The organism is Paraburkholderia sp. CNPSo 3272, assembly GCF_024206495.1.
Taxonomy (GTDB): domain Bacteria; phylum Pseudomonadota; class Gammaproteobacteria; order Burkholderiales; family Burkholderiaceae; genus Paraburkholderia.
On sequence record NZ_JAMBPQ010000049.1, the window covers coordinates 14,118 to 26,079 of the forward strand.

An 11,962-nucleotide genomic window follows, 5' to 3' on the forward strand; every position below is an offset into this window, starting at 1 on the left:
GTTCAATCAGGCGAAGGGGGAAAGCTACAGGCGCGAGGCCGAGGCCGATCACGGCAAGTCTATGACAAAACGCCGCAACTGTATCCCTTGCTTTTTGCTTTTTCTGTGATCTCCGGGGGCACAGGAACACAGTAGCCTTGAGTCATCGGGCAGACCGCCCTGGAAACGAAAAGCCACCGCATCATGAAGAAGCCGCAAGGTCGCATCGAGCCGTATCACCACCCCGCCGCCGGCTGGGGCGCGCTCAAGCAAGTCGCCATCAACCTCATCAAGGAGAAGGTGACGGGCGGCAACTACCGCACGCTGCTCAAGCAGAACCAGCCCGACGGCTTCGACTGCCCCGGCTGCGCCTGGCCCGACCGCGAGCACGCTTCCACGTTCGAATTCTGCGAGAACGGCGTGAAGGCCGTGGCGGCGGAGGCGACCAGCAAGCGCGTGACGCCCGGGTTCTTCCAGGAGCACACCGTTAGCGAGCTGATGGCGCAGTCGGACTACGAACTGGAGCAGCACGGCCGCCTGACCGATCCGCTCGTCTACGACGCGCTGCAGGACCGCTACGTGCCGATCGAGTGGAACGATGCATTCAAGCTGATCGCGAAGCACCTCAACGCGCTCGACGACCCGAACCGCGCCGCGTTCTACACCTCGGGCCGCGCGAGCAACGAGGCCGCGTTCCTCTACCAGCTCTTCGTGCGCATGTACGGCACGAACAATTTCCCCGACTGCTCGAACATGTGCCACGAAGCCACGAGCCGCGGCCTGCCGGGCACGGTGGGCATCGGCAAGGGCACGGTCACGCTCGACGACTTCGAGCACGCCGACACGCTGCTCATCTTCGGCCAGAACCCCGCGACGAACCATCCGCGCATGCTCGGCGAGTTGCGCGAATGCGCGAAGCGCGGCGCGACCATCATCTCGATCAATCCGCTGAAAGAGCGCGGGCTGGAGCGTTTCGCGAGCCCGCAGCACACGCTCGACATGCTCTCGCCCAAGGGCGTGCAGATCAGTTCCGTGTTCATCCGCCCGCGCGTGGGCGGCGACTTCGCGCTCATCAAGGGCGTGGCCAAACGCGTGATCGAACTCGACGACGAAGCGCTCGCACAAGGCACGCAACGCGTGCTCGACGTCGATTTCATCGCCGAACACTGCGTGGGCTTCGACGCGTTCGCCGCCGATCTGCGCGCCGAATCGTGGGACACCATCGTCGCCGAAGCGGGCGTGCCGATGGAAGAAGTGCTCAAGCTCGCCGATATCTACGTGAAAGGCCGCGCCGTCATCTCGACATGGGGCATGGGCCTCACGCAGCACAAGAATTCGGTGGCGACGATCCAGTTGCTTTCGAACCTCATGATGATGCGCGGCAATATCGGCCGCCGCGGCGCGGGCCTGTGCCCCGTGCGCGGCCATTCGAACGTGCAGGGCGACCGCACGGTGGGCATCGAGGAAAAGCCCACGCAGGCGTTTCTCGACCGCCTCGGCAACGCCTACAACTTCGAGCCGCCGCGCGAGCACGGCTATGACGTCGTGGAAACCATCCACGCGATGCTCGAAGGCCATGTGAAGGTGTTCATCGGTCTGGGCGGCAACTTCTCGATTGCCACGCCCGACACGCCGCGCACGTGGGAAGCCATGCGCGCGTGCGCGCTCACGGTGCACATCACGACGAAGCTCAACCGCAGCCACCTCGTTCACGGCCGCGACGCGCTCATTCTGCCCACGCTCGGCCGCACCGAGATCGACCTGCAGAACGGCGTGCCGCAAGGCGTGAGCGTCGAGGACTCGATGAGCATGGTGCACATCTCCTACGGCATGAACCGCCCCGCTTCGACGAACCTGCTTTCGGAAATCGCGATCGTCGCGCGCATGGCGCACGCCACGCTCGGCAGCGACAAGGTGGACTGGCTCGACCTCGCCGCCGACTATGCGAAGATCCGCGACGGCATCGAAAAAGTGTTCGACGGCTTCGAGAACTACAACGAACGCCTGAAGCACCCGGGCGGCTTCCATCTGGGTGTGGCCTCGCGCGAGCGCGTGTGGAAAACGCCCAGCGCAAAAGCGCAGTTTGTGGTGCACCCCATCGCGCTCGATACGCCCATTCACCGCGCGCGCGCCGAGCATGGTCCGCGTCTCATGACGCTCATGACCACGCGCTCGCATGATCAGTACAACACGACGATCTACGGTCTCGACGACCGTTATCGCGGCGTGTACGGCCTGCGCCGCGTGCTGTTCGCGAATCGCGAAGACATGACGATGCTGGGCTTCGAGCCGGGCCAGCACGTGGACATCACGAGCGTGTGGGACGACGGCGTGGAGCGCCACGTCGAGGACTTCATGCTGGTGGAGTACGACATTCCGCGCGGCTGCCTCGGCGCGTACTATCCCGAGACCAATCCGCTCGTGCCGCTTTCGTCCATCGCCGATGGCGCGGGCACGCCCACTTCGAAGTCGATTCCGGTGCTGCTGAGCCCTGCCACGGCTATCGATCACGCCATCGCGGCGTGATGTCTGGTCTGGAGGCCCCGGCAGTGACGACGGGGCCTTTTTGCATGCGCGGCGCTTAGCTCGCGAGCTTGCGGAACGTTTCGAGCACCGCTTCGCCCTTGAACGGCTTCACGATCCAGCCGCGCACGCCGGCCGCCTTGCCGCGCTCCTTCATGGCCGGGCTGCTTTCCGTGGTCAGCATCACCACGTTCACGGCCGTATTCGCGAGTTCGCTGCGGATCTTCTCGACCATCGTGAGGCCGTCCATGTTCGGCATGTTCACGTCGCTCACCACGAGCTTCACGCCCGGGTTCGAGCGCAGCTTCGCGAGACCGTCCTTGCCGTCCACGGCCGTATCCACGTCCAGACCGTTCTTGCGCAGAAAACCCGCCACTTCGTCGCGCACCGTGCTCGAATCGTCCACCACCAGAATCTTTGCCATGTTGTCCCTCTCTGTTGCGCCGCTTAGGGCGCGCATTTGATCAAAATAATTCGAGTTCGCCGCTGGCCTGCTCTTCAACGGCTGCAGCGGCGGCCTGCGCGGCCGTCTCGTCAAACCCTTCGCGCGACCAGCCGAGGCTGAACACGAACCGCTGGTCGATCATCACTTCGCGGCCCGTATTCGGGCACGTAAGCCGGTACTTGATGCACAACTGCGGGTTGTCGGAGCCAAACGACAAATAACGCCGCCGATGATTGATGAGCAGCGGCACCTGCACCTGCGCGCGGCCCCAACCCGCTTCGCCGGCAGTGTGTGCGTTACCCAGATAGCGGTTGCGGAACGCCCCCCACACGAGATTCGTGAGTTCGGCGAGCACGCCGTTCACGTCGCGGAAGTCGCTCGCTTCGTCGCGGCCCGCTCGCGGTGGCAGCAGTTCGATCAGCGGCGCCTCCTCGGTCTGCATGAGAAGCCAGCCACGGCACCATGCGGTCTCGATCGGAATCAGCGTCAACACCTCGCCGAAGATGATGCGGTCGCGCACGATGCTCGGCGTGTCCCAGTTCACTTCGAGTCCGGCGAAGAGGCCGCGCAGGCGCCCGAGCGTCATGTCGGTGATGCCGTCCACGAGCGGGTCCGGGTAGTCGTGCGAGAACACGTGCGCTTCGAGCGCCGCGATCAACGTTGCGGGACCGCTTTCGTGCCAGCTGGCGCACGGCAGGCGGCGCAATGGCTCGGGCAACGCATCGCTGTGCTCGTTTGCTGCGCGCCGCAGCACGACAGGTAGTTCGGGGCGCTCCGCTTCCAGCGCGACGGCCACCGCCGCCGCGGCTTCGAGCGAGCCGCCGAAGTCCTCGCCCAGCAGCACGCCTCCCAGGTCGTAATGCGTCTTCAGCGCCGCCGAGAGCGCTTCGCGCCGCACCGGCACGCACACGCAATCGTGTGCGGCTGCGGTTTGCGCGATCGCCTCGGCACGAGCGGTATCGCTTTCCAGCAGCAACAGCTTGCTGACTGGCTTATTCGTGTTCATGTTTCCTTTCTCTGCCTTCAAAACAACTCGAGTTCGCCCGCGCTGTCGTGCACTTCGACTGCAGCGGCGCTCGCCACGAAATCGAGCGGCGCTTGCGTGCAGACGCACAGCGTGGCGCCGAGCCGGACGTCGTGATCGATCGTGAGCGCATACGACTGCACGTAATCCGGCTTCAGTTCGCGCAGATACGGCAGGCATCCACTGCTGAGAGCATAGGGCGTGGACATGCCGAGATCGGGGAAATGCTCGACCAGTCGCTGGTTCATGGCCCCGCAGCACAGGTTGCCGAACTCCATGAAGCACTCGGTGAGCACGCGCGCTGCGTCGCCCACGTAGTAGCGCTGCGTGCGCTCGTCATCTTCGAAGTGCAGCAGCAACAGCAGGCGGAACTGCATCGACGAAATCGTCAGCACGACCAGGTGCTCGCCTTGAGGCGCGTCGCCTGTACGAGGCTCGATTTCGCAGCTGTGCTGCGCGTCGGTCACGAGACGCATGCGCGCCGCCGCGAAAAAAATCCGCTCGATGCTGTCCTTCGCGTGCGTGCCGATCATGCGTGCGCCCCGGCGCGCGTCGCTTCGAGCTGGTGATGCAGCTGCTGCGTCGACGCTTCCACGCTCGCGAGCGTCGCCGCGATCATCTTGCCGCCCGCCTGAATGTCCTGGAACGTCGCGGCCGTGATGAGGTCGTTGCGGTTCAGGCTGTCGCGGTAGCTCTTCGAAAGGTCCTGCGAACGCGTGGCGAGCGAGCGCACTTCGCCCGCCACGATCGAGAAGCCGCGGCCGGCCGCGCCCGCGCGTGCCGCTTCGATCGAAGCGTTAAGCGAGACGATCAGCACATGGCTCACGATCGACGACAGCTCCTGGTTCTTCTTGTGCATGTCGTTGTTTTGCGCCATCAGCGAGATCATCTGCTCGTGCCAGCGCTCGAACGTCGACGACATGAGCTTCAGGCGCGAAGCCTCGCTCGCGATGCGCGCCGCGTGCTGCATGGCGTCGTCACGCTGTGCGCGCTCGCTCGCGAGCGCCGCTTCGAGTGCGTCGGCCACAGACTTGCGCTGCGCAAGTTCCGCACGCAGCGACTCGATCTGCGCAGCCAGCGACTCGTGTTCACGCGCGGCGTCTTCCTGCTGCGCCGCATGGTGCGCCTGCGCCTGTGCAAGCGCGGCCGCATGCGCGGTGTCCTGCGCCCGCGCCGCCTCACCTGCCTTCGTTTGCGCACGCTTGCCCCACACGACGGCCAGGCCGGCCGCCAGAGCGACGAGCGCCGCGCCTTCGATCAAATACGGTAAGACCACTTCCACCCCCGCCATGCGCTAGCCCGCCAGCGCTTCCTCTTGCTTTGTCTGCGTTGCATCCGTCATGTTTACGGCCCACTGCTGCGGCAAACGCACGACGGTCTGGAAATGCCGGTAATCGGCGCCCGCACGGTCATCGGTGAAACGCAGTTCGATTGCGCCGCCCTCGCGTTCGAGGAAATCGCGCACCGCGTCCATGCCCACGCCGCGGCCCGAGACTTCGGTCACGCTCGCCGCGGTCGAAAAGCCGGGGCGGAAAATGAACGCCGCGATCACGTCGTCGCCCACCGCTTCTTCCGCTTGCAGCCAGCCTCGCTCCACCGCAATGCCGCGAATGCGCGCGAGCGCGAGGCCGCGACCGTCGTCGGCGAGCGTCAGTTGCAGCGCACCGTTGTGCACGTTCACGTCGATGTCGATGTGACCCGACTCGTCCTTGCCGATGGCGCGGCGCTGCGCCGGCATTTCAATGCCGTGGTCGAGCGAGTTGCGCAGCAGGTGCATGAACACGTTCTTCACCGTGCCGGCGGCCTCGCTGCGCAGGCGATAGCCGTTGTCCGCGATCCGCACTACCGGTTCGACCTTGCCGAGTTCCTGCGCGAGCGAGGGCAGCGAGCCGGTCACGCCCGCGAGCGCATCGGCCACGCGCTCGGTGCCGATGGCGCGCAGCGTAGCCCGCAGTTCGGCGCGCATCGCGCGCAGCGCGGGCAAGTCGTTGTCGTCGGTGCGATCGACGATGCGCAGCGTCTCTTCGATCGCTTCGCGCGTGACGGTGAGGCTCGCCGCGCCGTTCTGCGCGCCAGCCGCACGCGGGCCGCGCCCGAGGCTCACTTCGTTGATGCTCGAATAGTGCTCGAGCGCCGTCTTCACACGTTCCAGATCGTCGATGAGCGCCTGCTGGTCCCACGTGTGGCTCGTGTCTTCGCGGCGCAATGCGTCGTAGCGCTGCTCGACTTCGTGCACCACGCCCGTGAGATGCTGCAGGCTGTACGTGCGCGCATTGCCCTTGATCGTATGCATGTTGCGGAACAGCGCGGCAATCGCGCTCGTATCCGCGCAGTCGTGCTGGCGAATGATGTGCTCGTTCTCGTGAATGAAGCTCGTCGAGCTTTCCACGAAGTGATGGAACTTCTCTTCGCTCACGGCGAGAATTTCGCCGATCATTTCGAGGCGGCGCTTCTGCTCGCCGGCTTCTGCCGCGAGTTCGCGCAGCTCCGTCACGTCGCGCACGCACAGCATGAGGCGCACGACCACGTCGTTTTCGTCGGTGATGGCCGACCAGCTCAGGTCGAGCACCTTCGTGCGGCCATCGGGCAGCGTGCGCGTGATTTCATTCACGAGCAGATGCTGATTGAAGGCGAAGTTCACGTCGTCTTCGCCAAGGCACGCGTGCACGGCGGCGTCGATTTGCGCGAGGGTGTCGGCGTCGAGATCCGTATGCGAGAAGACGAGATCCATGAGCGATCGGCCCGCAATCTCGTTCGTTTCGAAGATTGCCTCTAGATACGCCGAATATTCGTTGTGGATCGTCGCGCCTTCGATCACCGTGAGAATGCCCTGCTGCATGTTCTGCAGCATCGCCTGAATGTCGGCGGTCTTGCGCTTGAGCTGCGCGGAGCTCTGCTGGATCTTCTCGATCATGCCGTTGAAGGCGACGATCGAATGACCGATTTCGTCCATGCGGCCCACGGGCACGCGGCGCGTGAAGTCCTGGCTCGACGCGATCTCGCTCATCATGGCCTGCATGCGCGAGAGTGGCCGCGTGATCTGGCGATAGAGCAGCGCGCCGATGAGCGTGAGCAGCAGCACCGCGCCGCCCGTCACGCCCGCGATCGCGCTCGTCGTGGTGTCGAGCGTGCCGTTGAGCGTGCGGATCGCGTCGTCCTTCTGGCGGTTCTTTTCCACGCGCATCGTCGTGACGATGCCTTCGAGTTCGTCGCGGTACTGCGCGACGTTCGCGAAGAGATAGGCCTGCGCGAGTTCGTTCTTGCCGCTCGCCTTCATCTTCGCGGTGTCGTCGATCGCGGAGAAGTAGTTCGCGAGGCTTTCCTGCGCCTGCGAAACCAGGCCTTCCTGCGCGTGGCTCGCGGCGGCCTTGCGCTGCACCTCGAGTGCGGCGCGCAACGCGGCTTCCTTGTCCTTGAGCTCGTTTTGCGCGAGCGACGCGACCGTGGCGTCGGGTGCGTAGACGAGCGTCATGGTGGCGAGCTGCACGTCCTTCACGAGCGACACGAGGTCGGACGACGCGAGCGCGCTCGGCACGACGCCTTGGGTAACCTGGCGGACGTCGGTGGCGCTGCGGCGGGCCTGCAAGGCAGCGTATCCGCCGATGGCGGACAGCGCGACGAACATCAGGACGATGAGTAGCGTGATGCGGTGACGAATGGTCATGTCGAAATCCCCGGGCCTTCGTCGCGCCGGCCGCGCTATGGTTGCGCGGCTCGGGACACGTCGGCCAATTTATTCGCGGTGGATTATCGACGTTCAGGTATGACGAAATGATGACTACGCATAATTCGCCCGAGCGCACTGTGCGTTACGCCACACTTGACGTTCGCTCTGCGTTGCGCATTGTCCGGCCACGCCGCGGCGCTCACTCGGGCACGGCCGGGTCGTCGAGAAAGAGCACCATCAGTTCGTCGTCGGCGTACTCGCCGTCGAGGTACAGGCCGCGGGGCTCGACTCCGTAGCGCACGAAGCCGCACGAGCGGTAGAACGCCTGGGCGCGGGGGTTCAGCACGCTCACCACCAGTTGCACCTGGAGCAAGCCTAGCGCACGAGCGTGAGCGATGACGCCTTCCATCAATTGCTTCGCAATGCCGGCGCCTCGCCATGCGGGATCGACAAAGACGCCCCAAATGAGCCCCTTGTGTGCAAGCTTACGGCGCGGCTCGCGCATGAGGCCGGTGATGCCGACTAGCGTGTCGTCCACGAATGCGCCGAATACGACCTGGTTCTCCGTGGCGCGCACCCGGGCGCGGCTTTCTTCGGGCGTGCGCTTCGATTCCTCTTCATAGGTCGGGACGATGCCGGCAGGATTATTTTCGGTCGCGTACAAACGCATGGCGTGAAACGCCTCGGCATCCTGTTCGGTCAGCGGGCGAATCGCCGTATTCGTTGCCTTCGTCGGCTTCGTTTCGTTCATGTGCAGCGCCTGGCATGGAAAGGGAATGACCCGTGCGATTCGAACAAGCCTATCACGTCCCGCCTGCCTGCTCGCGTTGCGCTAAGATGGACCACCTGCCGCTCGATGCGCGCAGCATCACTCCGAGGTCCCCCATGCCGCAAGCCACGACGTCCGACGCACACCCTTACTTCTGGCGCGACGCTGACCTGCCCTTCATCGAGGTGCGCGCGATCGCCGACGGCCGCAAGGTCCGCTACGGCCGTCACGCACACAGCACGTTCTCGATCGGCGCGGTCACGGGCGGGCGCAGCACCTGCCTGAACGGGAGCACGCTCTCGCATATCAGCGCGGGCGCGGTGGTGGTCATCAACCCGGAAGTCGTGCACGCCTGCAACCCGGCCGCGGATGAGCCCTGGGCCTACCGCATGTTCTATCTCGACACGGCGTGGCTCGCGAATCTGCAACACGATCTGGGCTTCGGCGCGCTCGAGGGCTTTCGCCCGTTCGAACAGACCTTGAGCTGGGAGCGCGAATTGTTCGACGGGCTCAACTCACTCTATGAGTTGCTCGTCGACCAGAACGAATCGGCGTTGCGCAAGGAATGCGCCACCGTAGCTTATTTCTCGAGGCTCCAGCAGTCACTGAATCCCGCGCCGGTCAGCGCACGCGAACCGAACGAGCGTCTCGCGCGCGCGGCGGAATTCATCGACGGCAACTACACGCGCACGCTCAAGCTCGAAGAGATCTGCGCCGCGGCCGATCTTTCGCCCTCCTACCTGATTCGCGCGTTTCGCGAGCAATACGGCATGACGCCGCACGCGTATGTCGTGAACCGGCGGATCGAGTTCAGCCGCACGCAACTGCGTCGCGGGCACGCCATTGCGGATGTGGCGGCGCAAGCGGGTTTCGCCGATCAAGCGCATCTGCAACGCGCATTCCGCCAGTTCGTTGCCGCGACGCCTGGCCAATATCGCGGCTAACGTCGCCGCCACGCGCTCAGGCGAGCACCAGCCAAACCGCACTGCCCGCCAGCAACAACGCCATCGCGCGGTTGACCAAACGCACGCGCGACGGTTCGCGCAAGGCTTGGCGAAGCGACGCGCCCGCCCACGCCCAGCAAGCGATCGACACGTAGCACACCACGAAATAGATCGCGGCGAACTGCCAGACGAGCGCGTTCTCGCCGGAAGCCGCATATAAGCCCATGCCCGCTATCGAGGCGAGCCACGCCTTGGGATTGAGCCATTGCATCGTGGCGCCCACCGTCAACGAGGGACCGCGCGCCGCGTTCGGAGAGTCGATGCGGCCATCGTCGGTGGCGAGCCGGTAGGCGACGTACAGCAGGAAGACCACTCCCGCCCATTCGAGCGCGCGCGTGAGAGACGGCAGGCGCGCCAGCAGTTCCTGCATGCCGAGACCAGTCAGCAGCAGCAGCAATGTGAAGCCGACGGTCGCCCCGGTGACGTGGCGCAGGCTCGCGCGCAGCCCGTAGCGCGCGCCCGCGCTCAGCGCGACGATATTGACTGGCCCGGGGGTGATGGAAGTGGCCAGCGCGAAGGCGGCCATCGACAAGGCAGTGCTCACGGTTTTCCTCGCTACGCTCTTGGGCGATCAACACGCGTCGAGGGTAGACGCGCGCGCCGCGCGCGTATTGAAGAAAATTGCCCTGGCCGCGGGCGCGGGACAGCGCCGAACTCGCGCTATCATTGCGCCGCACCGACGACTCCCATTCCGGAACTGCAACGTGAAAAAGATCCTCATCATCGGCATCGGCGCGGGCGATCCGAAGTACCTGACCGTGCAGGCCATCGAAGCGCTCAACGCGGCCGACGTGTTCTTCGTGATGGACAAGGGTGCGGCCAAGGACAAGCTCGTCGCGCTGCGCAAAGAGATCTGCGCTCGCTTCATCAAGGACCACGACTATCGCATCGTGGAAGCCGCGAGCCCCGAGCGACGCCGCGACGAAGGCCTCGACTACAAGGCCGCCGTGGACGAGCTGAACCGCGACAAGCAGCGCGTATTCGAGCGCCTGATCGAAGAGGAACTGACCGACGGCCAATGCGGCGCGTTTCTCGTCTGGGGCGACCCGTCGCTCTACGACAGCACGATCCGCATTCTCGATTCGATCCTGGCCGAAGGCCGGCTCGCGTTCGACTTCGAGGTGATTCCCGGCATCAGCAGCGTGCAGGCGCTCGCGGCGAAGCATCGCGTGCCGCTCAACTTCATCGGCAAGCCGGTGAGCATCACGACGGGAAGACGGCTCGCGCAGGGCGGCTTTCCGCAGGACGCGGACAGCGCGGCGGTCATGCTCGACGCGCAGAACGCATACGCGCAGCTCGCGGGCGAGGAACTCGATATCTACTGGGGCGCTTATGTCGGAACCCCTGACGAGATCCTGGTGGCGGGCCGGCTGGAGGATGTGAAAGACGAAATCGTCCGTGTTCGCGCCCAGGCGCGCGAAGCGAACGGGTGGATCATGGACACGTATTTGTTGCGCAAGCGCGGTGTGAAAGACTAAAAGCAGAACGGGACGAACAGCGACGCTCGCGCCCGTTGCCTGATTCAGGCGCTGAGGCTTACGCCAGCCCCACGCATACCGCGACGACAATCGAGCCGAACAGCAGCAACGCGCCCACAGTCTTGCGCTTGTTCAGCTCCGTCCACAACAGCACGCCCGTGAGCGAAAGCAGAATGAGCGCCCCGGCAAAGCTGTCGATGAACAGCACCCAGCCGACGCTCATACCCGTACCCTTGTGCAGGTTCGTGATCGTCGAGACCAGCGAATTGTCGTTGCGCTTGAGCGTGAGCTTGTCGTTGCCCACCCAGTACTCGACCATCACGCTCCCGGCGGGCGACATGAACATCATCTGCCAATGCTCGGGCTGCACGACCTGGCGATCGCCCCACGCAACGTTGTGCTCAGGCTCCTTCTGAACGCGGCCCATGCGCGCCGGCAGTTTCAGATCCGGTTGCGAGCGCAGCCATTTCACCATCTCACGCGGCGTTTCGGGCGCGGGGTGGGGCACGGCGATCTGCACCGTCGAGACTTGCGGCGCGCCCGGCGAGATGCGCAGCGGCTCGGCGCGATGGTTGAGCACGAATCCCGTTGCGCCGAACAGCAGGCCAAGCGCCGCGCCCCAGAGGCCCACCCAGCCGTGCACCTTGCGCAGCCACTTGATGAAGGTCGCGCGGCGCGAGCGCGTCGCGCGTTCGTCGCGCTGTTCGGCGTCGAGACGCGTGCGCGGCACCGCCGGCGCGTCGATCTCGGCGGTATCGGAAAAGCTCATGTTTCACTCCAGAGTCGCAACGTACAGCAGGAAGGCCACAGCAGCGCATAGACCTGGTTGGGGTTGGGAGGGGTCCACGGTAATGAGAATCGATATCATTCCATATTTTGTACTTTCTTTCAAATGGAATTGGCTTTTGGCGACACCGCTGGCGACATCAACTAAATGTGTTCTTTTGCGAATGACGATCGAATTGGCACGCCGATGCCGGCCCGGAGCGCTCGTTTAACGAGGCGGCGCTAATGCAAGAGTAGAAGGATTTCGTGCGCCGCCGCGACTGGCGCGGACTGATTCACTACGGGTG

11 protein-coding genes are annotated in these 11,962 nt (G+C 64.7%); 3 read left to right on the forward strand and 8 right to left on the reverse strand.

The features are described from left to right. The first annotated feature begins 183 nt into the window (after positions 1 to 183). Positions 184 to 2,505, forward strand: a complete 2,322-nt coding sequence (locus tag M3I53_RS33555; RefSeq protein ID WP_254320091.1) for an FdhF/YdeP family oxidoreductase — start codon at positions 184 to 186, stop codon at positions 2,503 to 2,505. 55 nt (positions 2,506 to 2,560) lie between these two features. On the opposite strand, the gene M3I53_RS33560 is transcribed toward M3I53_RS33555, so the two are convergent. From M3I53_RS33560 to M3I53_RS33585, 6 genes are all read right to left on the reverse strand, one after another. Further along, positions 2,561 to 2,926, reverse strand: coding sequence for a response regulator (locus M3I53_RS33560; protein ID WP_028229743.1), 366 nt, complete (start codon positions 2,924 to 2,926; stop codon positions 2,561 to 2,563). Between the two features lie 40 nt (positions 2,927 to 2,966). Continuing rightward, positions 2,967 to 3,953, reverse strand: a complete 987-nt coding sequence (locus M3I53_RS33565) for a chemotaxis protein CheX (RefSeq protein ID WP_254320092.1) — start codon at positions 3,951 to 3,953, stop codon at positions 2,967 to 2,969. A gap of 17 nt (positions 3,954 to 3,970) precedes the next feature. Further along, positions 3,971 to 4,504, reverse strand: coding sequence for a hypothetical protein (locus M3I53_RS33570; RefSeq protein ID WP_254320093.1), 534 nt, complete (start codon positions 4,502 to 4,504; stop codon positions 3,971 to 3,973). Then, positions 4,501 to 5,262, reverse strand: a complete 762-nt coding sequence (locus tag M3I53_RS33575; protein ID WP_302057950.1) for a methyl-accepting chemotaxis protein — start codon at positions 5,260 to 5,262, stop codon at positions 4,501 to 4,503. The genes M3I53_RS33570 and M3I53_RS33575 overlap by 4 nt, the downstream gene beginning before the upstream one ends. Before the next feature lie 3 nt (positions 5,263 to 5,265). After that, entirely contained in the window at positions 5,266 to 7,635 is a 2,370-nt protein-coding gene (locus M3I53_RS33580; protein ID WP_254320094.1) for a HAMP domain-containing protein, read from the reverse strand. A gap of 202 nt (positions 7,636 to 7,837) precedes the next feature. Beyond that, positions 7,838 to 8,389 carry a GNAT family N-acetyltransferase gene (locus M3I53_RS33585; RefSeq protein ID WP_254320095.1) on the reverse strand — a complete coding sequence of 184 codons (552 nt, stop codon included), beginning with the start codon at positions 8,387 to 8,389 and terminating at the stop codon, positions 7,838 to 7,840. Positions 8,390 to 8,523: 134 nt separating this feature from the next. Between M3I53_RS33585 and M3I53_RS33590 the strand changes: the two genes are divergently transcribed. Next, entirely contained in the window at positions 8,524 to 9,351 is an 828-nt protein-coding gene (locus M3I53_RS33590) for an AraC family transcriptional regulator (RefSeq protein ID WP_254320096.1), read from the forward strand. A gap of 16 nt (positions 9,352 to 9,367) precedes the next feature. Here the strand turns inward: M3I53_RS33590 and M3I53_RS33595 are convergent, their stop codons facing one another. After that, complete coding sequence (locus M3I53_RS33595; protein ID WP_254320097.1) at positions 9,368 to 9,955, reverse strand: LysE family translocator; 588 nt, start codon at positions 9,953 to 9,955, stop codon at positions 9,368 to 9,370. A gap of 160 nt (positions 9,956 to 10,115) precedes the next feature. On the opposite strand from M3I53_RS33595, the gene cobF reads away from it, so the two are divergent. Beyond that, a complete protein-coding gene (gene cobF / locus M3I53_RS33600) occupies positions 10,116 to 10,889 on the forward strand; it encodes a precorrin-6A synthase (deacetylating) (RefSeq protein ID WP_254320098.1) in 774 nt (257 codons plus the stop codon). Between the two features lie 58 nt (positions 10,890 to 10,947). Here cobF and M3I53_RS33605 read toward each other — a convergent pair whose 3' ends face one another. Beyond that, complete coding sequence (locus tag M3I53_RS33605) at positions 10,948 to 11,658, reverse strand: PepSY-associated TM helix domain-containing protein (RefSeq protein ID WP_254320099.1); 711 nt, start codon at positions 11,656 to 11,658, stop codon at positions 10,948 to 10,950. Positions 11,659 to 11,962: the final 304 nt, after the last annotated feature.

What these genes read in the sequence shown, in the direction of transcription:
- M3I53_RS33605 (WP_254320099.1), bottom strand. Translation starts at nt 11,658, where the DNA reads ATGAGCTTTTCCGATACCGCCGAGATCGACGCGCCGGCGGTGCCGCGC.
- M3I53_RS33575 (WP_302057950.1), bottom strand. Translation starts at nt 5,262, where the DNA reads ATGGCGGGGGTGGAAGTGGTCTTACCGTATTTGATCGAAGGCGCGGCG.
- M3I53_RS33565 (WP_254320092.1), bottom strand. Translation starts at nt 3,953, where the DNA reads ATGAACACGAATAAGCCAGTCAGCAAGCTGTTGCTGCTGGAAAGCGAT.
- M3I53_RS33580 (WP_254320094.1), bottom strand. Translation starts at nt 7,635, where the DNA reads ATGACCATTCGTCACCGCATCACGCTACTCATCGTCCTGATGTTCGTC.
- M3I53_RS33560 (WP_028229743.1), bottom strand. Translation starts at nt 2,926, where the DNA reads ATGGCAAAGATTCTGGTGGTGGACGATTCGAGCACGGTGCGCGACGAA.
- M3I53_RS33590 (WP_254320096.1), top strand. Translation starts at nt 8,524, where the DNA reads ATGCCGCAAGCCACGACGTCCGACGCACACCCTTACTTCTGGCGCGAC.
- M3I53_RS33570 (WP_254320093.1), bottom strand. Translation starts at nt 4,504, where the DNA reads ATGATCGGCACGCACGCGAAGGACAGCATCGAGCGGATTTTTTTCGCG.
- M3I53_RS33555 (WP_254320091.1), top strand. Translation starts at nt 184, where the DNA reads ATGAAGAAGCCGCAAGGTCGCATCGAGCCGTATCACCACCCCGCCGCC.
- M3I53_RS33585 (WP_254320095.1), bottom strand. Translation starts at nt 8,389, where the DNA reads ATGAACGAAACGAAGCCGACGAAGGCAACGAATACGGCGATTCGCCCG.